General features: G+C 65.9%; 17 protein-coding genes. 6 read left to right on the forward strand and 11 right to left on the reverse strand.

The genetic code is table 11. The annotated features are described in order from the left end of the window. Positions 1-10 precede the first annotated feature (10 nt). A complete protein-coding gene (locus K0P03_RS29375; protein WP_023517138.1) occupies positions 11-1096 on the forward strand; it encodes an ABC transporter ATP-binding protein in 1086 nt (361 codons plus the stop codon). A 1-nt stretch (position 1097) separates the two neighbouring features. Further along, a complete protein-coding gene (locus K0P03_RS29380; RefSeq protein WP_272791436.1) occupies positions 1098-2108 on the forward strand; it encodes a histone deacetylase family protein in 1011 nt (336 codons plus the stop codon). 27 nt (positions 2109-2135) lie between these two features. Here the strand turns inward: K0P03_RS29380 and otsA are convergent, their stop codons facing one another. The 7 genes from otsA to K0P03_RS29415 form a co-directional block, all read right to left on the reverse strand. Next, the gene (otsA, locus tag K0P03_RS29385) at positions 2136-3620 is read right to left on the reverse strand and encodes an alpha,alpha-trehalose-phosphate synthase (UDP-forming) (protein WP_272791437.1); all 1485 of its coding nucleotides are present in this window, start codon (positions 3618-3620) and stop codon (positions 2136-2138) included. 220 nt (positions 3621-3840) lie between these two features. After that, positions 3841-6990, reverse strand: coding sequence for an efflux RND transporter permease subunit (locus K0P03_RS29390; RefSeq protein ID WP_024270288.1), 3150 nt, complete (start codon positions 6988-6990; stop codon positions 3841-3843). A gap of 3 nt (positions 6991-6993) precedes the next feature. Then, a complete protein-coding gene (locus tag K0P03_RS29395) occupies positions 6994-8103 on the reverse strand; it encodes an efflux RND transporter periplasmic adaptor subunit (RefSeq protein WP_272791438.1) in 1110 nt (369 codons plus the stop codon). Positions 8104-8319: 216 nt separating this feature from the next. Further along, a complete protein-coding gene (locus K0P03_RS29400) occupies positions 8320-8910 on the reverse strand; it encodes a 3'-5' exonuclease (protein WP_050744409.1) in 591 nt (196 codons plus the stop codon). 84 nt (positions 8911-8994) lie between these two features. Then, positions 8995-9840 (reverse strand): hypothetical protein, encoded by an 846-nt coding sequence (locus tag K0P03_RS29405; protein ID WP_050744437.1) that lies wholly within the window; start codon positions 9838-9840, stop codon positions 8995-8997. A gap of 86 nt (positions 9841-9926) precedes the next feature. Next, positions 9927-11129: an adenylate/guanylate cyclase domain-containing protein gene (locus tag K0P03_RS29410; protein WP_272791439.1), complete on the reverse strand. Its 1203-nt coding sequence runs from the start codon at positions 11127-11129 to the stop codon at positions 9927-9929. A 22-nt stretch (positions 11130-11151) separates the two neighbouring features. Further along, a complete protein-coding gene (locus K0P03_RS29415) occupies positions 11152-12048 on the reverse strand; it encodes a LysR family transcriptional regulator (protein WP_050744408.1) in 897 nt (298 codons plus the stop codon). Positions 12049-12167: 119 nt separating this feature from the next. Between K0P03_RS29415 and K0P03_RS29420 the strand changes: the two genes are divergently transcribed. After that, the gene (locus tag K0P03_RS29420) at positions 12168-12998 is read left to right on the forward strand and encodes an oxidoreductase (protein WP_272791440.1); all 831 of its coding nucleotides are present in this window, start codon (positions 12168-12170) and stop codon (positions 12996-12998) included. Positions 12999-13051: 53 nt separating this feature from the next. Here K0P03_RS29420 and K0P03_RS29425 read toward each other — a convergent pair whose 3' ends face one another. Next, a complete protein-coding gene (locus tag K0P03_RS29425) occupies positions 13052-14854 on the reverse strand; it encodes a diguanylate cyclase (RefSeq protein WP_272791441.1) in 1803 nt (600 codons plus the stop codon). 181 nt (positions 14855-15035) lie between these two features. Between K0P03_RS29425 and yghU the strand changes: the two genes are divergently transcribed. The 3 genes from yghU to K0P03_RS29440 all read left to right on the forward strand — a co-directional run bounded on the left by yghU (position 15036) and on the right by K0P03_RS29440 (position 18323). Then, positions 15036-15950 carry a glutathione-dependent disulfide-bond oxidoreductase gene (yghU, locus tag K0P03_RS29430; RefSeq protein WP_272791442.1) on the forward strand — a complete coding sequence of 305 codons (915 nt, stop codon included), beginning with the start codon at positions 15036-15038 and terminating at the stop codon, positions 15948-15950. Between the two features lie 157 nt (positions 15951-16107). Beyond that, the gene (locus tag K0P03_RS29435; protein ID WP_050744405.1) at positions 16108-17358 is read left to right on the forward strand and encodes a cysteine desulfurase-like protein; all 1251 of its coding nucleotides are present in this window, start codon (positions 16108-16110) and stop codon (positions 17356-17358) included. A gap of 143 nt (positions 17359-17501) precedes the next feature. Next, positions 17502-18323: a helix-turn-helix transcriptional regulator gene (locus K0P03_RS29440; protein WP_272791443.1), complete on the forward strand. Its 822-nt coding sequence runs from the start codon at positions 17502-17504 to the stop codon at positions 18321-18323. Positions 18324-18329: 6 nt separating this feature from the next. Here K0P03_RS29440 and K0P03_RS29445 read toward each other — a convergent pair whose 3' ends face one another. From K0P03_RS29445 to K0P03_RS29455, 3 genes are all read right to left on the reverse strand, one after another. Continuing rightward, positions 18330-19442 carry an aminotransferase class I/II-fold pyridoxal phosphate-dependent enzyme gene (locus K0P03_RS29445; RefSeq protein WP_050744436.1) on the reverse strand — a complete coding sequence of 371 codons (1113 nt, stop codon included), beginning with the start codon at positions 19440-19442 and terminating at the stop codon, positions 18330-18332. Between the two features lie 85 nt (positions 19443-19527). Beyond that, positions 19528-20694: an MFS transporter gene (locus K0P03_RS29450; RefSeq protein WP_272791444.1), complete on the reverse strand. Its 1167-nt coding sequence runs from the start codon at positions 20692-20694 to the stop codon at positions 19528-19530. Positions 20695-20718: 24 nt separating this feature from the next. After that, positions 20719-20922, reverse strand: a complete 204-nt coding sequence (locus tag K0P03_RS29455; RefSeq protein WP_050744435.1) for a DUF1127 domain-containing protein — start codon at positions 20920-20922, stop codon at positions 20719-20721. Positions 20923-21022: the final 100 nt, after the last annotated feature.

Raw genomic sequence — 21022 nt, forward strand, 5'->3', positions numbered from 1 at the left:
GGGAACCAGAATGTCATCCTCCAACTACGTCGAATTCCTCAACATCGACAAGAGCTACGACGGCCGCAGCCTCGTGGTCGATGATCTCAACCTCACCATCGCGAAGGGCGAGTTTCTGACCATGCTTGGGCCGTCCGGCTCGGGAAAGACGACGAGCCTGATGATGCTGGCAGGCTTCGAGGCGCCGAGTTCCGGCAGCATCCGGATCGACGGGCGATCGCTGGAAGCCGTGCCGCCGCATCGCCGGAATATCGGCATGGTGTTTCAGAACTATGCGCTCTTTCCCCATCTCACGGTCGCCGAAAACCTCGACTATCCCTTGCGGGTGCGCAAGATCGCGAAGGGAGAGCGGGCCGGCCGCGTCCGAAGGGCGCTGGACATGGTCCAGATGGGGGCGATGGGCGAAAGAAAGCCGACCCAGCTCTCCGGCGGGCAGCAGCAGCGCATCGCGCTCGCCCGTGCCATCATCTTCGAGCCGGATGTGGTGCTGATGGACGAACCGCTCGGCGCGCTGGACAAGAACCTGCGCGAACATCTCCAGCTCGAGATCAAGCATCTCCACGAGCGCCTCGGCATCACCGTCGTCTATGTCACGCACGACCAGTCCGAGGCGCTGACCATGTCCGACCGCGTCGCCGTGTTCAATGCCGGCAGGATCGAGCAGCTTGCGCCGCCGAGCGAGCTCTACGAGCGTCCCGCGACGGCCTTCGTCGCCGGCTTCATCGGCGAAAACAACCGGTTTACCGGCAAGATCGTCAGCAGCAGCGACGGCGGCGAATACGGCGTGCGCACGGAGGACGGGCAGGTCATCAGCGTTTCCAGCAGCACGGCCTTTTCGAAGGGCCAGCCCGTCATCGTCTCCCTGCGTCCGGAACGGCTCTATGTCGACCAGGCCGCCGCCTGCGCAAACCGCTTTTCCGGAACGGTCGACGAGGTCATCTATCTCGGCGACCACCGTCGGGTGCATGTCCGCTTCGGGGAGAATGCGACGCTTGTCGCCAAGATCCCCAATGCGGGCACGGGCAGCGATATCGCGCCGGCGCAGGCCATTTCGCTCGGCTGGAACAGCCGCGACGCCGTTTTGATCCCGGCCTGACATGAAGGCGGTCTATTGCGACCGGCATCGGCTGCACAGCCCGGGCACCGTCGTCGAAGGCGGCGTTGCCCGGCCGAGCCGGGACGTGCCCGCCCGTCTCGATGCACTCTTGCGGGCGGTGCGACGTGCCGGGCTTGCGGTGGTCGATGCCGTCGATCACGGCAGCGCACCGCTCGCGGCCGTCCATACGGGCTGTTATCTCGACTTTCTCGCGGCATCGGAAGGTGCGGAGCACGGGCCGCTCGCACCCGCCATCTTCGAAACCCGTCCCGATGCCTATCGGCCGGACTGGTCGCCGATCGCCAAGGCGGGGTATCATCTGCGGGATCAGATAACTCCTCTTGGCGCGGGCACATGGCAGGCCGCATACTGGGCGGCGCAGGTGGCGCTTACCGCCGCTGCGCTCATCCGCGCGGGCGAGCGGCGGGCCTATGCGCTCTGCCGGCCGTCGGGCCATCATGCCGGCCGCGACTTCGGCGGCGGCGCGACCTATCTCAACAATGCCGCCATTGCGGCACGGGCGCTTGCTACATCCCTCGGGCGGGTAAGCCTCATCGATATCGACGTTCACCACGGCAACGGCACGCAGGATATCTTCTGGGAGGATCCAAACGTCTTCTTCGCCTCCCTGCACCGCAGCCCGGCCGGCTACTATCCGCATCTCACCGGTTTTTCCGACGAGACCGGGGGGCAATCAGCCCCGGGTCTCACGCTGAACCACCCCCTTGCGGAAGGAACCGGCGATGCGGCCTATCTCATGGCATTCACGGCCTGCCTCGACGCCGCGCTCGCCCACCGGCCCGCGGCGCTGGTCATCTCCCTCGGCTTCGACGCGCTGGCGAGCGATCCGGCCCGGGGTCTCCAGCTGACTGCCGATGCCTTCGGGACGATGGGTAACCGGCTCGGACAGCTCGATTTGCCGGTCCTGTTGGTGCAGGAGGGCGGATACGATCTGGCGACCCTGGAACAGGTCGCCACCCGGTTCCTCTCCGCTTTCACGGGTGATGGCTGAGCAAAGCCATCACCCGGGAACGGACGTCTACGACCAGCGCGCGACCGGTGTCGACATTGCCTTCCGCAGGGGCTGCGTGCGGGCCTCGGACGTCCTGACGGGTGTCGAGACAGAGGCGGGGCGGGCCTTCTGCACGGGCTTGGCGGCGAGATCCTCGAGGAACGTGTCGCACCAGGTGAAGACGTCGTTGGCGCGCAGCGTCGTCATCATGGCGCTCCAGCGCTCCCGCCGCTCCTCCAGGGGCATGGCGAGGCTTCGGGCGATGGCTTCCGCGGTACCCTCGACGTCGTAGGGGTTGACGAGCACGGCCTCCTTCAGCTCCTGCGCGGCGCCGGCGAAACGGGAGAGCAACAGGACGCCGGGATCTTCCTCCCTCTGCGCCGCCACGAACTCCTTGGCGACGAGGTTCATGCCGTCGCGCAATGGCGTGACCAGGGCGAGCTTGGCCATGCGGTAGAGCCCGGCGAGAGCCGGCCGGCGCAGCGAGCGGTTGATGTAGCGGATCGGCACCCAGTCGACCGTGCCGAGCGCGCCGTTGACGCGACCGGCCTGTTCCGCGACGGCCCGCTGCATCGCCTCGTATTCCGGTACTTCGGAGCGGGATTTCGGTGTGATCTGCAGCAGCGTCACCTTGCGCTGGCTGTCGGAATGGCGGGTCAGGAAGGATTCGAACGCATCGATGCGCTGGGTGATGCCCTTGGAATAGTCGAGCCGGTCGACGCCGATGATCAGCTGCTTGCCGTCGAGGCTCTGCAGCATGCGCTTGTGCAGCGCGGTCTGTGCCGCCCGTTTCGCCAGCGCGGCGAATTCTTCCGTCTCGATGCCGATCGGATAGGGCCGGGCGGTGAAGACGCGCCCATCGGTGGCAAAGCGCGAAGCATCCAGACGGGCGGCGAGGTCGCGCCGCGACAGGCAGTCGGCAAAGTTCTCGCGATCATGTTCGGTCTGGAAACCAAGCACGTCATAGGCGGTCAGGCTCGTCAGAAGTGCCTCGTGCACCGGCATGGCATGGAAGACGTCCGGTGCCGGCCAGGGAATGTGCAGGAAGAAGCCGATCCGGTTGGTCACACCCTGACGGCGCAGCTCGGCGGCCAGCGGGATGAGATGATAGTCGTGGATCCAGATCAGGTCGTCCGGCTCGATGAGCGGCAGGAGGCGGCTTGCAAAGAAGCGGTTCACGCGGAAATAGCCGGCCATCTCGCGCCGGCCATATTCGGCAAGGTCCAGCCTGTAGTGGCAGATCGGCCAGAGCACCCGGTTTGCAAAGCCCTGGTAGTATTCCTCGACATCGCGTTCCGTGAGGTCGGTGAGGGCGTATTCGATATTGCCCTCCTTCTGCATCTGCAGCGGCCCGACCGTATCGTCCGCGCAGGATCGGCCGGACCAGCCGAGCCAGAGCCCGCCGCGCGCTTCGAGTGCCGATTGAAGGGCGACCGCCAGCCCTCCGGCAGGGGCGGTGCCGCTCTTGTCGGGAATGGGAACGCGGTTGGAAACGACGACGAGACGAGCCATGAATTCACTACACCTTTGGGGCAGCACGTCCCATTGCAGAGGCGCGTCGAACCCTGAAAAGAGGGATTTTGCGCCAGCGAACGGCGCCAGCGAACTTTTCGCAACGCAGCGTAAACCGTCCACCGGCGCGAAGGTTCCCTCCGCCCCGGCTGGTTTTTCGTGACCGGGCGCATGCCCGGCCTGTCCCGGAGGTGTTCGGGGTCTCCGAAGTCGGCAGAGTTCAGGACTGCTGGAGCGAGGCGTCCTCTTCGGCCTGCCGCTCCCTGTGGCGGGGGCCCTTGGGGAACCATCCGGAAACGCGCGTTCCGACCGGATCGAGCAGCGTCAGCACCACGGGCACGAAGACGAGCGTCAGAAGCGTGGAGGAGATGAGGCCGCCGATGACAGCATGGGCCATCGGCGCGCGCTGCTCGCCGCCCTCGCCGAGGCCGATGGCCATCGGCAGCATGCCGAAGATCATCGCCAGCGTCGTCATGATGATCGGCCGCAGGCGCACCGCGCCGGCATCCGCGAGGCTGTCCTGAAGGCTCTTGCCTTCCCGCCGGCCCTGGTTGGAATAATCGACGAGCAGGATCGCGTTCTTGGTGACGAGGCCCATCAGCATGATGAAGCCGATGATCGAGAACATGTTGAGCGTCGAGCCGGTGACGAGAAGGCCGATCAGCACGCCGATCAGCGAGAGCGGCAGCGTCATCATGATGGCGACCGGCTGAAGGAAGGACCCGAACTGCGAGGCAAGGATGATGTAGATAAAGATGACGGCGAGAGCGAGCGACTGGAGCGCATAACCCATGCTCTCCTCGAGGTTTTCGGCATCGCCCCCGAAGCTGATGCGGTAGCCCGCCGGGATCTGCATCTTGGCGATGGCGGCGTTCAGATCCTCCGTCACGTCGCCGAGCGCCCGCCCCTCGATATTGCTCTTGATCCGGATCTCGCGCGAGAGGTCCTTGCGCGTGATGGCGTCCGGCGCGGTGCTTTCGATGACGTCGGCGACCTGGTCGAGAAGAACGGTGATCGGCTTGCCGTCCTCGTCCGTCCGGCCGGTGGCGATGGTGAGATCGCGAAGCTGCGCGGCATCGCGCCGGCCCGTTGCCGGCAGGCGCACCACGACATCGTAGGTCTCCCCGTCGGGCGCATTCCAGACGGAGATGGCATCGCCCGCCACGAGCGGGCGCAGGGTATCGCCGATGGCCGCGATCGAGACGTCGAGATCGCTTGCCGCCTCGTGCCGGATCCGCACGGCAAGCGTCGGGCGCTTGTTCTCGATCGACGATTCGACCTCGGTCGCACCCGGAATGGCGGCGAGGGCGGTGGTGATCTCGGTGGAGATGCGGCGCAGCTCCGCCTCGCCGTCGCCGAGAACGGAAAGCTGGAGCGGCTTTTCCGACGAGCCCATGCCGGTGTTCTGGCCGATGGAGACCTCAAGGCCGGCAATGGAGGCAAGGCGCTTGCGGAACGGCTCCATGCTGGCCGCCGTCGTCACCGAGCGCTCGTCGCTCGGCTTGAGCTGGACGGCCACCGTCGCCTCGTTGAAACCGCGTGCCCCGCCGGCATTGACGGTGGAGTAGATGGTGTCGACATAGTCGAATTCGCGCAGCGCCCGCTCGACCTGGCTGACCTTCGCCGCCATGTAGTCCAGCGACGCGCCCTCATTGGCCTTCAGCGCGATGGAGACCTCGCCCTGGTCGGCCGGGGGCAGGAATTCCGCGCCGATGCGCGGCACGAGCATCAGGCTTGCGAAGAACAGCGCGATGACCACGAAGACGGTCGTCTTACGATAGCGGAAGGTCCAGCGGATGAGCCGGCGATAGCGGTCGGCAAGCCGGTCGAACCAGCGGTCGAACCGCGCGATCAGCCGTCCGAGGAAGCCGCGCTTCGCGTTCACCTCGGACTGCGGATCGTACCAGACGCTCGACAGCATCGGATCGAGCGTGAAGGACACGAAGAGCGAGATGAGCACCGCGACGGCGACGGTCACGCCGAACTGCAGGAAGAACCGGCCGATGAGGCCGCCCATGAAGGCGACGGGCAGGAAGACCGCGACGATGCAGAGCGTGGTGGCGAGAACGGCAAGGCCGATCTCGTTCGTGCCGTCGAGCGCGGCATCCACATGGCTCTTGCCCATGTGCAGGTGGCGCGTGATGTTTTCGCGTACGACGATCGCATCGTCGATCAGGATGCCGATCGACAGCGACAGCGCCATGAGCGTCATGGTGTTGAGTGTGAAGCCGAGCGCATAGATGAGGGCGAAGGTGCCGATCACCGAGATCGGCAGCGTCAGCCCGGTGATGACGGTCGAGCGCCAGGAATTGAGGAACAGGAAGACGATCACCACGGTGAGTATGCCCCCCTCGACCAGCGTGCGCTGGACTTCGTCGACCTGCGCGGCGATGGGGCGGGAATTGTCGCGCGTCACCTTCAGCTCGACACCCTCGGGGGCGAGCTCGACATTCAGCGCCGCGATCTCCTTGCGCAGCTCCGCCGCCACTTCCACCGTGTTCGCACCCTGCACCTTGACGACGTCGAGCCCCAGCGAGGGCAGACCCTGATAGGTGGCGCGGCTCGTCACCTCGGCGCCGACATCCAGGATCGTCGCGACATCGGACAGATAGACCGGGTAACCGCCGCTCTGCGCCACGATGATGCTGTTGAAGCCCGTCACGTCAGGAACGCGGCCCTCGACCGTGACGATGCGCTGGTTGATGCCCGATATCAGCGTGCCGGCGGCACGGTCCTGGTTCTCCTTGCGGATGGCATCCATGACCGATGTGACCGCGATGCCATAGGCTTCGAGGCGGTCGGGATCGACCATCACGAGCACCTGGCGCTCGCTGCCGCCGACCAGCGAGATCTGGCCGACGCCGGCGATGACGCTGAGCCGGTTGGTGATCACGCGGTTGGCGAGCGTGGTGATTTCCGAAAGCGTGCGCTTCGACGAGGACGCGGCGATGGAGAGGATGGGCTCGTCGTCCGGATTGAAGCGGGTGACCTGCGGCGTGTCCACCGCATCGGGAAAGCTCGCCTCCAGCCGGGCAACGCGGTCACGAACCTCCTGGGCGGCGACCTGCGAATCCACGTCGAGCTCGAACTGCACGACGACGACGGAGCGGCCCTCGTAGGATTCGGAAATGATCGTGTCGATGCCGCCGATCGTGTTCAACGCAGTCTCGATCGGGCGGGAAACCTCGCTTTCGACGGTCGAGGGCGAGGCGCCGGTATAGGTCGCCGTGACGACGACGATGGGAAGGTCGGTCTCGGGGAACTGGTCGACGCCGAGGCGGGAATAGGCGAACAACCCGATGACGAGGATCGTCACCATCATCATGGTGGCGAAGACGGGGTGGCGGACGCTGATGCGCGTGAGGAACATCGCTTACAGCCCCTCGACGACGACCGGCATGTCCGCTTCCAGTGCCGGAAGCGGTGCGGAGACGACGACGTCGCCGGCCGCAGGCCCCGAGACTTCGACGAGGCCCCGGTCCGTCCACGCGGTGCCCAGCACGACCGGCTGGCGGCGCAGCATGCCTTCCGTCACCTTGAGCACGAAGCTGCCCGTCTGGTCCTGGCGGATCGCCGCATTCGGCAGGGCGATGACGCCCTTGCGTTCGTCGACCTTGAGGATGCCCGTGGTGAACATGCCGCCCTTCAACGTCCGGTCGTTGTTGTCGATCGCCAGGAAGACCCGCACGGCCCGCGAGCCGGCGACGGCGGTGGGCGATATGCGCGTGACGGCACCGGAGAAGGTCCTGTCCGGAAAACCCTCGACATTGAGCTCGACCGGCTGGCCGATCCGCACCATGGGAATACGGCTGGTCGGCACGCCCGCATCCACCTCCATCCTGGAGAGATCGACGATGGTGAGGAGTTCCGTGTTGAGCGCCACCGTCTGGTCCTGCTCGACGGGCCGCGATGCGACGACGCCGTCGAACACGGCGCGGACCTCCGCGTCGGCGAGGTCGCGCTCGGCATCCGCGATCTCGGCCTGTTTCGAGCGAAGCTGGGCCGCGAGATTGGCGACATTCGCCTCGGCCTCCAGGGTAGCCGCTTCCGTGGAGGCGCCGCTCTGCCCGAGGTTGGTGGTGCGGCGCAGGACGGATTCGGCAAGCTGCAGCTGTGCGGCCAGGGCCTCTGCCGAAGCCCGGCGCACGGTCAGGGTGGATTCGAGCGCCCGTGTGTCGAAGCGGACGAGAAGATCTCCCTTCCTGACGACATCGCCGACCTTGACGGGCAGTTCGACGATCGTCGAGGCGACGCGGGCGGCGAGTGTCGACCGGCGGATCGGGGTGAGCGAGCCCGAGATCCGCACGTCGCTGGCAATGTCGCGCGGCTCGACGCGCGTGACGTCGACGCCGGCCAGTTCCAGCGGCGGGGTGGATGCGTCCGACGTCTCTGCCCGGGCGGCGTGCGGCCCGTTGATGGCGACGGCGATCAAAAGCCATGCGGCCCCGGCCGCGCTGGACCATGCCTTGTTGCGTGCGAACATTGTTGCTCCGAATGACAGCCGACGATGACGGTGTTGGACCGGTACGTAGAGTTCCGACTGCGTACAATCCAGGAATGAAAAGCGACGATAGAAAAAATTTTGGCGATAGTACGGGGCGCCCCGTTTTGCAGCGGTGCGGCCCTTTCTTTCAACCAGATACGGGCTTTTGCAAGGCGGAAAACTGCATCGTCGGCAAGCCCGGGACGGGGCCGCCCGTCAGGCCTTGCGGCAGGTGCAGGCCTCGTAGCCGCCGGCAAACAGGCGCCCCGCCTTCATGCCGATCCGGGCCGGTACATCCTGCACGCGTTCCACCTTGAGGGAGCGCGCGATCGAGAGCGCGGCTTGTGCACAGACCGCGGCATCCTCGGCCGCATTGTGATGCGCGAAGGTCAGGCCGAGATGGGCGGCGAGCACATTGAGTTTGTGGGACCCGAGATCCGGCCACACCTTCTGCGCCATCTTCACCGAGCAGAGATAGTGCAGCTCCGGATAGCTCTGCCGGTACTGGTCGAGGCAGGCGCGCCAGACGCTGAAATCGAAGGCCGCGTTGTGGGCGATCATCGTGGCGTTCCGGAAGTCGTCGGCGAATTCGTCCATGACCTCCGGGAATTCGCCGGCATCCTCGACATGGTCCGGCCGGATGCCGTGGATGGCGATGTTGAAGGAGGAGAAGCGCATCGTCTTCGGCCGGATCAGCCGCTCCTCGACGCGCACCACCCGGCCGTCCTCGATCCAGGCGAGGCCGACCGAGCAGGCGCTGGCGCGCTGCTCATTGGCGGTCTCGAAATCGATTGCGATGGTCTTCAAGAATGGCTCCGGCCGTTTGTGCATATCCGCGCATGCTCTAGCGGCGCCGGGGTGATTCGGCAAAAGGCAAAGGTTGGGGCCGTCCTATTCCATCCGGGAAAGCGCCTTGGGAACACGGTAGACGGAAGCGTCGTAGCGGAGCCGGTGGGTGGCCGTTGCCGCCGTCTCGGTGTCGAGGCAGGCCCCGTCCTTGCCGGCGACGTTGACGGTCGTCGTGGTCTTCTCGCTCACGACGATGTCGGCTATGGCCGATTGCGGCGACGGCTCCATCGAGAGGGTGCGCTCGGTGTTTTCGAACTCGCCGGCGCAATTTGTGTCCCATTCTCCCCGGTTGCTCGAAACGACGATGTTGTCCAGTACGGGCCGGAGCTTGCCGTCGTCGACCAGGAAGAGCCACAGCGTCGTTTCACCGAAGGGATTGGGACGCGAGCTGCCCTGGAGGGAAAGCCGCAGGCCGAAGGCGATCTTCCTGGATGCGAGGCGATAGAATGCCGTGTCGAGGGCGACGCTGGAGACATAGAGCGCGTCATCGGTCATCAGGCCGGGAAGCCGCAATCGCTGCCGGACCGTCGCCTTCTTGCTGTCCACGACGAGGAGCTCGATGTCGCCCTCGTTTCCATCGTCGGCCTGCCGGGTCATCAGCGGCACCGCGACGAGGGTCAGCGCGGGCTGCGACGGCCAGGTACGGCACACCACGGCATGGGCGTCGCTATCGTCCTGCTCCGGCAGCCGGATGGTCGCGCCATCGACGTCGAACGCCCCGTCGGCGCTCCGTGCTGCCGTCGGATAGGCACTCTCGATGATCGTGGCTCCCTGGACGATGCAGGCATCCGGTGCCGCCCGGGCAGCCGGCGCGCTGACGGCGAGGAGGGTGGCGGCCAGTGCCGCCAGCGCGAGCGGCAGGGTGAAAGATGGGGACGGCAGCGTCATCGGGTCATCCGCGGCAAGAGGAGGTTCGATCGTTTCGGGGAGCATACAGGCGGCATTGCGGCGGCACAATTTGCCGGCCGGCCGTGTCATGGCCTCCTCGGCGCATGCAGCCGCTTCTTGCGTTTCACGCCCTTCAGGCGAAATGCGCCGAGATCCTCGAAGGCGCTGGCTTCCAGCACCGGCAGAAGGCTCAGAAGGTCGTTGGAGATCAAAAGCTGGCGGCCGACCTTGCGGCTGGCGGCGACGATGCGCGAGGCCTCGTTGACCGCCGGGCCGATCACCGTGAAGTCCAGCCGATCGTTGCTGCCGATATTGCCGTAGAACACCTCGCCGATATGCAGCCCGACATGAACGGTCGTGGTGGCAAGCCCCGCCTCCTGCCGCCGGGCGTTCAGCGCCTCGACGCGGCTGGCGAGATCATACCAGGCCTTGAGGCTGGCGGCGGCGGCCTCCTGCGGGTCGGCGTGGTTGAAGATGGCGAGCGTGCCGTCGCCCATCAGCTTGAGCACGTCGCCGCCGGCTGCGTGCACGGCGGAGATGGCCGCCTCGGCATAATCGCCCAGCATGGCGATCAGGTCGCCACTGTGCACGCTTTCCGACAGCGCGGTGTAGTTGCGCATGTCGGAGAACCACAGCACGGCCTTGATGCTATCGACCTTGCCGCGCTCGATGCGGCCTTTGAGCACCCGTCGCGCAGCGTCACGTCCGAGATAGACCTCGACGAGCGCGCTGGTCATGCGGCGGAACGCGGTGGATTTCACGGCCAGCGCGAAGGCCGGCACCGTGCGCCGCAGGCAGGCGATGTCCTCGGCGGAAAAACCGCCCGGCCGTTTCGTCGACCAGCGCGAGAACAGGCCATCGACCTCGCCGATCGCCTCGCCCAGCCGGTGGAGCTGGAGGAAATAATCGGTGTGGCCCTCTGCACGCAGGTCCTCGAGCACCGGAAAGGTGTAGTTGCTCTTTTCGGTAAGGTTGATGTGCAACTCGCCGAGCTCGTTTTCCAGCATGTGGAAGAACGGGCTTGCGCGCCATTGCGGCTCGTTGCGCTCTGCGTCCAGGCGCGAGAAGTCGCGGCGCGCCGCACTCGCCTCGTCCGCGACGTCCCAGAAATAACCTTGCGATTCCAGCACGGGATGCAGCGTGTCGATGAAGATCGCTGCCTGCTCGAGTTCGATGCCCAGCCGGCCGAGCCGATGGCAGAAGGCAGTGATCAGCTCGGTCTCATCCAGACCGTCGAGGCCCCGTTGCACGAGCCAGTCCACGACATTGCCGATCTCTTGAGGGTCCAATGGCGATACTCCGCAAATCAGGTCAGGCGCGGTGTGCCTGCCGGGCAAAATCGATAAAGGCCCTGAGCGCGGCAGGCAATTGCCGGCGGCTCGGATAATAAAGATAGAGCCCCTTGTAGTAGGGACACCAGTCCTCCAGCACCCGCACCAGCCGGCCGGCGCGGATATGCTCGCTCACCTGGTCCTCGAACGCATAGGCGATGCCGGCGCCCATCAGCGCGGCGTCCACCATCAGGTCCTGGTCGCCGACGACGAGTGGCCCCTCCACCTCGACGGAAAGCTCCACGCCGCCCCGTTCGAACTCCCAGGCATAGAGCCGTCCAGAGCCGAAGCGCAGGCCGATGCAGGGAAGGCCGCGCAGCTGTTCCGGCGTCAGGGGCACAGGATGCTGCTCGAAGAGCGCCGGCGCCGCCACGATGGCGCTGCGCTGGCGCGGCCCGAGCGGCACGGCGATCATGTCCTTCGCGATCACCTCGCCGAAGCGCACGCCCGCATCGAAGCCCTCGGAGACCACATCGACGAAGTCGTTGTCGATGGCGATCTCCACGCTGATGCGCTGATGCGTCTTCAGGAACTGCGCGACGAGCGGCAGCAGCACCATCCTTGCCGAGGCGCGCGCCGTGTTGAAGCGCAGCCGGCCGATCGGCGCACCGCGCAATTCGTTGAGATCGTCCACCGCGTCGTCGATGTCGCGGAAGGCCGGGGCGATGCGCGACAAGAGCCGCTCGCCGGCCTCCGTCAGCGCGACGCTGCGCGTCGTGCGGTTGAAGAGGCGCAGATCCAGCCGGCTCTCCAGACCCTTCAGCGAATGGCTGAGGGCAGAGGCGGTGCAGCCGAGTTCGTCGGCGGCGCGGCGAAAGCTCCTGTGGCGGGCGATCGCCAGGAACGGCAGCAGATCGGCAGGGGAAATCCGGCTCATTGATGAATCATGCTCAGTAGATCGACGAGAACTTACGCGATTATCTCATCAGATGGGTCGCGCTACAACCGTCCTGCCACCGAAGACGGGGCACAGATCCGACACTCAAGGAGAGTATTATGCGGACATGGTTCATCACGGGTGCCTCGCGCGGTTTCGGGGCTCTGATTGCAGAAAAGGCGCTGGAAAAGGGCGACCGCGTCGTTGCGACAGCGCGCAACCCGCAGGCGATCCTCGACCGGTTCGGCACACGCCCGGACCTGCTTGCCGTCGCACTCGACGTCACCGACGAAGCACAGGCGCACAGGGCCGTCGGTGAGGCGGTCGCCCGGTTCGGCGGTATCGACATTCTCGTCAACAATGCCGGTTATGGCCTGCTCGGTGCCGTCGAAGAGGCGACGGGGGCGGAGGTGGAAGCGCTCTACCGGACGAATGTCTTCGGCCTTCTCGCCGTCACCCGCGCCGTGCTGCCGCATATGCGGCGTCAGCGTTCCGGGCATATCCTCAACTTCTCCTCGATCGGCGGCTATCGCAGCGGTCCCGGCTTCGGCGTCTATTCCTCGACGAAATTCGCCGTCGAGGGCCTGACGGAGGCCCTTTCCGCCGAACTCGCCCCACTCGGTATCCATGCGACGGCGATCGAGCCCGGTTACTTCCGCACGGATTTCCTCGATGCGACCTCGCTCTCGATCAGCCCGATCGAGATTGCGGATTATGCGCAGACCGCCGGTGCGGTGCGGGAAAGGGCGAAGGTCATCAGCCACAACCAGCCCGGCAATCCGCAGAGGTTGGCCGAGGTCGTCGTCGATTTCGTCGATGTGCCCAACCCGCCGGTCCGCCTGCCGCTCGGCAGCGATACGATCGCAGCGATTGCCGCAAAACATGCGGACAACGAAGCACTCATCGCCGAATGGCGGGCGATTGCGGTTTCGACGGATTTTCCGTCCTGAAGAGGGGGACGCGAGTGCCTGCTTCCCGGCATTCGCCGAAGTCGGGGAGCGGGTCAGGAGCTCTTTCGCGCGGCCGCCTTCTTGATCTGGCTTGCGGCCATGGTCCGGTCGCGGCCGGCGGCTTTCGCCTCGAGCAATGCGGCATCGGCGCGGGTGATGAGTGTCGCGACGGAGCCGTCCAGCGGGGAGGCCGCAACACCGATGGAGGCCGATACGGTGCCGAGAACCTGGCCGGAATGGGAGAGTGTCGCACTGGCGATCTTCTGCCGCAGCGTGTCTGCCATTTCGGTGCCTTCCTGCTCGCCGAGCCCGGGCAGGAGCACGGTGAACTCCTCGCCGCCGAAGCGATAGGCGCTGCCGGCGGCGCCCACCGTCTCGCGCAGTGTCTGCCCGACATATTGCATGACGAGGTCTCCTGCATCGTGCCCGAACTGGTCGTTGAAGCGCTTGAAATGGTCGATATCGATCATCAGGCAGGCGAGCGGTTCGCTGCTGCGATCCTGGCCGTGCAGCTGCAATGCTTCATCGAGGAAGCGGCGGTTGAACAGGCCGGTGAGGGGGTCGCGTACGGCAAGCGCGATCAGCTTCTCCCGCAGCTGCAGGTTCGCGATCGCCAGGCCGACATTTTCCGCGATCAGTTCGAGATAGAGCCGCAGGCCGCCCGGCCCGAGCGCTTCTTCCTCCCGCCCCTCCATGTAGAGGAGGCCGATCATGTCGCCCTGGGCCGTTAGCGGCACGCAGAGCGCCGCCGCGCCCGACATGTCGAGATGCTGGCAGGGAACGTCGGAGCCGCTCGTGCCACTTTCATGGGAGCGACCGCGGCGGAGCCCCCAGCAGGCGGAGGCGGGAAACGCCGCCGGCGAATGCTGCGGCTCGAGCCAGGCGCCGGCGCGGGCGAGCGCCGTCTTGCTGTCGTTGAGGATGTAGAGGCTGCCGGCAAGTTCGGGGAAGATCTGCGGAGCGAAGCGAACCACGACCTCGGCAAGCTCGTCCTGGTTCTGGCACGCCTGAACGCGGTGCATCATCTGCAGGATCATATCCTTGGTGCGCTGGTCGGCCCTGCGTTCGCCATCCAGCTTCTCCCGCTCGATCAGGTTGGCGCGGAAGATCTCGATCGCCTCGTTCATTTCGCCGATCTCGTCGGCGCGCCGGTCGACAGGCACCTCGACCGTATAGTCCTGCTTGGCGAGCCGGCTGACGATACCCGTCATCCGCATCAGCGGCATCGCCACCCGCCGGCGAAGAACGAAGTAGAGCACGGCGACGAACAGGGCGCCCGTCAAGGCGAGCATGACCTTGGCGACGAGGCTCCACAGGTTGCTGCGGTCCTGCGCAGCTTCAAGCTGGGCGCCGGTGCGCGCCGCCGTCAGGTCGCGGAAATGAGCGACCGTCTGGAGAAGCGCCTTCTGGAATCGTTCGTGCTCCGGTCCGAAAAGCGCATCCTGCGCGGCGACCTTGTCCCCGCGTTGAAAGGCCTCGATCGCGGACAGTTCGATCTTGTCCAGCGCCTCGGCGTCGCGAACCACCTCCTTCAGCGCCTCCGCCTCGCCGGGCGCCAGCCCCTGGGCGATGAGCCGTGCGGCCGTCGCCTCGCGACGGCGTTCCGATTCCTCCTCCGTGCGAAACGCCTCCAGGTGGCGCTCCTCGCCGCGCATCACGTAGAGCCGCGCTTCGTCGCTGCGAAGCTCGGCGCCGAGCGCCAGTTCCTCGGCGAGCGTATCCAGCGTCAGATGCTCCTCGACCGCGGCGCGCTCCTGGAGGGCGCTGCGGGAGGACATCATGAAGGAGGCGCCCGAAAGCGCGGTCAGAACGACCGTGATTCCATAGGCCCAGTTGGTGATCGTGGTGATTCGCATCCTGCTACAGTGCCAGCGGCTGTTTGAAAGGAGGATTAAGGAAACACCGTCATTTGCTGGGAGGGGCTGCCCGTTGCAACGAAGGACGCGGGAGGGGATAAGAAAATGCAATCGCCTTCCTATATGGAGCAAGGTGCATCCGGCAGGCCGGATGCGTTCGGGCAAAGACAAGGATAGATTCATGACCGAGAAATCCCCAGCCGACAATTTTCCCGCCGGCTACGAACCCCCGAAAGTATGGACATGGGAAAGCGGCAATGGCGGTGCCTTCGCCAACATCAACCGCCCCATCGCCGGCGCGACGCATGAGAAGGACCGGCCGGTCGGCAAGCATCCGCTGCAGCTCTATTCGCTTGCCACGCCCAATGGCGTGAAGGTCACGATCATGCTGGAGGAGCTTCTGGCCGCCGGCCATGCGGGCGCCGAATACGATGCCTGGCCCATCCGCATCGGCGATGGCGACCAGTTCGGCTCCGGTTTCGTCGAGGTCAATCCGAATTCCAAGATCCCGGCTTTGATGGACCACGCGCCTGCGGGCGGCGGCGCGCCGGTGCGCGTCTTCGAATCCGCCTCCATCCTGCTCTACCTTGCCGAAAAGTTCGGCGCCTTCCTGCCGAGCGCCCTGCGCGCCCGCACGGAAACCTTCAACTGGCTGTTCTGGCAGATGGGCTCCGCCCCCTTCCTCGGCGGCGGCTTCGGCCATTTCTATGCCTATGCGCCCATGCGTATCCAGTATGCCATCGATCGTTACGCGATGGAGGTGAAGCGCCAACTCGACGTGCTCGACCGGCATCTGGCGGACAACCGGTACATGGCCGGCGACGATTACACCATCGCCGACATGGCCATCTGGCCCTGGTACGGCAACCTGGCGCTCGGCCAGGCCTATGGCGATGCCGGCACCTTCCTCGACGTCAAGAGCTACGGCAATGTCCAGCGCTGGACGGCCGAGATCGCCGTCCGGCCGGCGGTAAGGCGTGGCCGCATGGTCAACCGGCTGAGCGGCGATCCGGCCGAGCAGCTGCACGAACGCCACGATGCCTCCGACTTCGACACGAAGACGCAGGACAAGCTGGAAGCCAGCAAGACGGCGTAACGACGACCGGCACGGTTGTCCGGCCGATGTTTGAAGACCCTTCCCCTTTTGGGGAGGGGTTTTTTATGGCAGCGCCTCATCTTCTGGGAGGATTGCGAGGGTTTTCTGGACGCGGGATAAGCGGGTATCCTGACCTATGCCGCAAAGAGTGTTCCCCATGACCGCCTATCCCATCGATCTGATCCGCGCCGCCTTCCCGGCTCTGGCGCAGTCGCGCACGGCCTATCTCGACAATCCGGCCGGAACGCTGGTCCCCCGTTCGGTCATCGATGCCGTGGCCGGGGCGATGGCGACGGCATCGGCCAATCTGGGTGGGCGTTTTGCCGCCTCCGAGCGGGCCGATGCGATCTGGCGCGCCGCGCACGAGGCGGCGGCGGAATTCGTCAACGCCGGCTCGTGGCAGGAAATGATCATCGGCCCCAACATGACGACGCTGGCCTTCCAGATGGCGCGTGTCATTGGCAAGACGCTGGTGGCCGGCGACGAGATCATCGTCACGCGCATGGACCATGAGGGCAACATCTCGCCCTGGCTTGCCATGGCCGAGGACCATGGCCTGGTGGTGAAGTGGCTCGCCTTCGACAAGGAGACCTGGCGTATCGAGCCTGAAGACCTTGCCGCGCTGCTCTCGCCCCGCACGAAATTCCTCGCCCTCAACTATGCCTCCAACATGACCGGCAGCATCAACGACGTGACCAGGCTTGCGGCAATGGCCCGGGCGGCCGGCGCGCTCGTCTGGATTGACGCGGTCCAGCTGGCGCCGCACCGCCTGCCGGATGTTCAGGCGATCGGCTGCGATTTCCTCGCCTGCTCGTCCTACAAGTTCTTCGGCCCGCATCTCGGCATCCTGTGGGGGCGTGACAAGGTGCTGCGCGCGCTGCCGCCCCACCGGGTGCGCTGCCAGAGCGACGACCTGCCGGACCGCTTCTGCACGGGCACGCCGCAGACCGAGCTTCTTGCCGGTCTGACCGCGACGATCGACTATCTCGCCTGGGCCGGCGAAACGACGGGCGCGACGGGCACGCGGCGCGAGAGGATGGCGGGCGCCTACCAGGCCTTCGACGCCTATGAGGCCGACCTGATGCGCCGGCTGATCGGCGGATTGACGGCGCTGCCCGGCATCCGGCTGATGGGCATCGCCAATGCGAACCTTTTCGCCCACCGCGTGCCGACGATCTCGTTCACCCATGACCGCCTGTCGACCCATCGCTTCGCCGAGGAACTGGCGGGCCATGACGTCAATGTCTGGTCCGGCCACAACTACGCGCTGGAACCGGCGCGTCATCTCGGCCTCTCCGAAGAGGAAGGCGTCGTGCGCATCGGTATCGCCCACTACAACAGCGAGGAAGAGATCGAACGCACACTCGCCGTCGTCGGCGCGCTTGTGCGGCAGGGCGCTGCATCGTAACTGTGTCGGCCGGCGGTGCAGTCCACGCCGAGCCGCATCGTTTCGGTGCCGGACAATACGATAGGAACAAGAAACCGGAGCGGTTCCGGTGACCGGGCAACCTGTTCTGGCCGGCTTTTCTCAGGATTTTCACAGATGGTGCCATGTCGGAACCGCTTGCTGCGCGCTGGGTAGCGCCCTTCGCCCATGCGCTTGATCGCTACGACCAGCCGGACAGCGTTGCCGCGCTGCTGGCGGCCATCGGTTCGCTCGCGCGCTTCCATCTCGCGCTCTCGGTGGTCCACCGGAAGAACGGCGGGCCGAGCTATGTCTTCGACACGTTTTCCGGCCCGCGCGCCAAGCGGGCCGTGGCCCTGTTCATTGCCGGCACCTATGTCCTGAACCCGTTCTACAATGCCTATCTCGGTGGCCTCGCCTCGGGCATCTACCTGATGCGGGATCTGGCGCCGGACAACTATCTCGGCTCGGATCTGTATCGCGGCCTCGACATCCGCCGTCACGAGGATGAAGAGCTCGGCTATCGCACCCATGGCTGGCCGGAAGGCATGGAGGAGTTGCTCATCGCCGTCGACCTGCCGGGCGGCGAGATGGCGGAGATCAGCCTGTCGCGTATCCGCGGCGAAGGCGGCTTCGATGCAGCGTCGGTCGCCCGGCTTCGGGAGGCCCATGCCCTGATCGCCGCGATCTTCCGCCGGCTGTGGGCGCATCTGTCCCGCAGCGAGGCGCGGCCGCAGCCGCGCCCCCTCGACCATCTCTTCACCGATTTCGGCCGCGGCCTCCTGAGCCCGCGGGAGCGGGAGGTGGCGCTGCTGATCCTCAAGGGCCATTCCAGCGAATCGATCGGCTACCATCTCGGCATCTCGATCGCCACGGTGAAGACCCACCGGCAGAAGCTCTATGCCAAGCTCAATCTCTCGACCCAGCAGGAGCTGTTCTCCGCCTTCCTGCGCAGCCTCAACCTCTAGAGCCTGTCAGGTCCTCAGGCTTTCGCGGATCGCCGCGGAGATTGCCGCCAGGCCCTGGCGCAGTTCCGCCTCGCTCGACCAGGCGTAGCCGATGCGGAAGTGCCGGTCGTCCTGCTCGAACCAGCGGCCGCGGCCGACATAGGCGTGGTGCTGGCTGTAGAGGCGCTCGTGGAAGGCGGCAAGATCGACATCCGCCGACGGCACGATGCGCGGGAAGCAGACGCAGCCGCCCGACGGCTCGACCCATTCGACCAGCGGTTCACTGGCGATCCAGTCCTTGACGATGGCAAAGGCGCTGGCGATGCGGGCATTGTTGAAGGCCAGCCACTCCTCGCGCTGGCTGAGCGCGACATAGGCGATGTATTCGTCCACCATGCTGCCGGAAATGCCGATCTGCTCGCGGGCGGCAAGGAAGGTCTCCATCAGTGCGGCGTCGCGGCTGATCAGCCAGCCGATGCGGATGCCGGGAATGCCGTAGGTCTTCGAGAGCGAGGAGACGCTGATCACCCTGTCCGACAGGCTGGCGGCGACCGGAAGCATCGGGCCGAAGGTCATCTCGCGATAGGTCTCGTCGAACAGCAGATGGATGCCCTTGCGCTCCACCAGCGCGACGAGGGCGGCAAGCTTGGCCGGCGAAATCATCACGCCCGTCGGGTTGTGCGGATAGGTGACCGAGACATATTTCGTCTCCGGCCGGATCGCAGCCTCGATCTTTGCAAGATCCAGCCGGTAGCCTTCCTCGAAGGTGAGGTCGACAAGGCTGAGTTTGCAGCCGATGGCGCGCGGCGTCTCGATATTGGTCGCGTAGTTCGGCCGCACCACGACGATGTGGTCGCCGGCTTTCAGCATGGAGGTCGCGATGATGAAGAGTGCGCCCGCAGCACCGGCCGTCACCAGCACGTCGTCGGCCGAGAGGCCTTCGCCCGTGCCGGCGATCAGGCCGCGCAGGTCGGGTGCGCCGCGATGGTCGCCGTAGCACAGCAGGATGTCGTCGAGCGTCAGCTTCAGCTCGCCGAGGCGGCGGTCGGCGACGGAGCTTTCCGAAAGGTTGTAGCGGATCGTGTCGTAGCCGAGCTGTTCGGGCGATTCGAGCTCGATGGGCATGCGGGTGTATTTCATGGGGGCGCTCTCCTTGTCCTTGCCCGGCATTCAAGAAGCCTAGAGCAAGGCGGCAACGCTTCCCATCCACCTCGAAGGGGATGGCTCAGACCTGTCGTCGGCGCAGCACCAGGAGGAGGGCGAGCACGAAGCACAGGAGACCGAGGGAAGCGGGCAGTCCCTGATGGCCGATCAACTGCATGGCAAGGCCCGTCGCGGGCGAACCCGTCATGCCGCCAAGGCCCCAGACGAGGGCGAAGGCGGCATTGCCGGCGATCAGCGCCTGGCCGGTGAAGCGTTCGCCGAGCTCGATCAGCGCCATGGTGTAGATGCCGAAGGAAACCCCGCCCCAGACGAAGAGGAGCGGCCAGACGGGCCAGGCGGCAAAGACCTGTGGCAAAAGCAGGCAGAAGAACAGTGCGGCAAGCGCGCAGGCCAGCATGGTGCGCGCCGCACCGCACCGTTCGGCGATGCGCCCCAGCACGACCTGCAGCACGGCGTTGCCGGCGATGAACACGGTGATGAGCGCGGCGATGCGCGCCTCGCTGCTGCCGAGCGCTGTGCCATAAACCGCAAAGAGCGACACGAAGGTCTGTTCGAAGGCGGCCGCGGTGAAGACGGCGAAGAGGAGGAGTGGCGCGCGCGAAAAAATACCGGCGATCGATACCGCCTCGCCCTCCTGTGGGATGTCCGGCAGGCGCTGCGCGACGGCGAGCACGATCAGGCTGCAGAGGACGAAGGCGACGATGCCGACGAGAAACGGTGCCCAGCCCGCCGTGCCGACAAGGCCGAGCGACAGCGGGCCGATGGCAAAGCCGCCGGAGACGACCGATGAATAGAGGCCGAGAATGCGGCCGCGGCGGGCGGCGGGCGTGAGCGCGATCAGCCAGGTCTCGCTGACCACGTAGAGCGGATTGGCGAAGACGCCGAGCAGGAAGCGCAGTGGCATCCAGGCGCGCACGTCCTGCACCAACCCGATGGCCGCAAGTGCGAACGCGGCGAGGAGTGCGCAGAGGATTGCCAGCCGCGCCCCGCCGACGCGCTGCGCGAGCGCCGGAATGAAGGGTGCGGAAACGATGAAGCCGAGCGGCGTCATGGCGGCCGACAGGCCGATGAGGGCGGGTGTCGTGCCCTGCCGTTCCAGGATGAAGCTGAGCAGCGGATAGGTCAGCCCCTGTGCCAGGGCAAAGACCGAGACGGTCGCGATGATCCCGGCCATCGCGGCCCACGGGATGCCGCTCTCCCCTGTTGATGTCGTGCTTTCCGCCGTCATGCAAACCTCGACATGATCCCGGTCTTATACCCGCCAGAACGGCTTGGCGATCTCGGTCTCGACCGCGTCGCGCGTCAGGCCGATGTCGTCGATCAGGTGCGGGGTCTCCGCCGCCTTGCGCGCAAGATCCCAGCGGAAGCGCAGGCGGGCGTCCCAGGCGGCCAGAAGCGTGCGGATGCTGACACGGCCCGGCGGGGCGGACGGCCTTGCTGTGGAAATGTGGGTCATGGCAACCTCCAAGGGATTTTCCGGGGAAAGGCCCGGTCTTGAAGGCTCGATTGTGCCGGCGGCGGGCGGGAACCGTCCTTAAGCCCTCCCAAAAAGTTCT

The organism is Shinella sp. HY16 (assembly GCF_028534175.1).
Lineage (GTDB): Bacteria > Pseudomonadota > Alphaproteobacteria > Rhizobiales > Rhizobiaceae > Shinella.

Bases quoted from the DNA above. Each gene is read 5' to 3' on its own strand.
- K0P03_RS29450 (WP_272791444.1), bottom strand. From the start codon at position 20,694: ATGACGGCGGAAAGCACGACATCAACAGGGGAGAGCGGCATCCCGTGG.
- K0P03_RS29420 (WP_272791440.1), top strand. From the start codon at position 12,168: ATGCGGACATGGTTCATCACGGGTGCCTCGCGCGGTTTCGGGGCTCTG.
- K0P03_RS29455 (WP_050744435.1), bottom strand. From the start codon at position 20,922: ATGACCCACATTTCCACAGCAAGGCCGTCCGCCCCGCCGGGCCGTGTC.
- K0P03_RS29445 (WP_050744436.1), bottom strand. From the start codon at position 19,442: ATGAAATACACCCGCATGCCCATCGAGCTCGAATCGCCCGAACAGCTC.
- K0P03_RS29435 (WP_050744405.1), top strand. From the start codon at position 16,108: ATGACCGCCTATCCCATCGATCTGATCCGCGCCGCCTTCCCGGCTCTG.
- K0P03_RS29440 (WP_272791443.1), top strand. From the start codon at position 17,502: ATGTCGGAACCGCTTGCTGCGCGCTGGGTAGCGCCCTTCGCCCATGCG.
- K0P03_RS29415 (WP_050744408.1), bottom strand. From the start codon at position 12,048: ATGAGCCGGATTTCCCCTGCCGATCTGCTGCCGTTCCTGGCGATCGCC.
- K0P03_RS29380 (WP_272791436.1), top strand. From the start codon at position 1,098: ATGAAGGCGGTCTATTGCGACCGGCATCGGCTGCACAGCCCGGGCACC.
- K0P03_RS29425 (WP_272791441.1), bottom strand. From the start codon at position 14,854: ATGCGAATCACCACGATCACCAACTGGGCCTATGGAATCACGGTCGTT.
- K0P03_RS29395 (WP_272791438.1), bottom strand. From the start codon at position 8,103: ATGTTCGCACGCAACAAGGCATGGTCCAGCGCGGCCGGGGCCGCATGG.
- K0P03_RS29405 (WP_050744437.1), bottom strand. From the start codon at position 9,840: ATGACGCTGCCGTCCCCATCTTTCACCCTGCCGCTCGCGCTGGCGGCA.
- K0P03_RS29375 (WP_023517138.1), top strand. From the start codon at position 11: ATGTCATCCTCCAACTACGTCGAATTCCTCAACATCGACAAGAGCTAC.
- otsA (WP_272791437.1), bottom strand. From the start codon at position 3,620: ATGGCTCGTCTCGTCGTCGTTTCCAACCGCGTTCCCATTCCCGACAAG.
- K0P03_RS29390 (WP_024270288.1), bottom strand. From the start codon at position 6,990: ATGTTCCTCACGCGCATCAGCGTCCGCCACCCCGTCTTCGCCACCATG.
- yghU (WP_272791442.1), top strand. From the start codon at position 15,036: ATGACCGAGAAATCCCCAGCCGACAATTTTCCCGCCGGCTACGAACCC.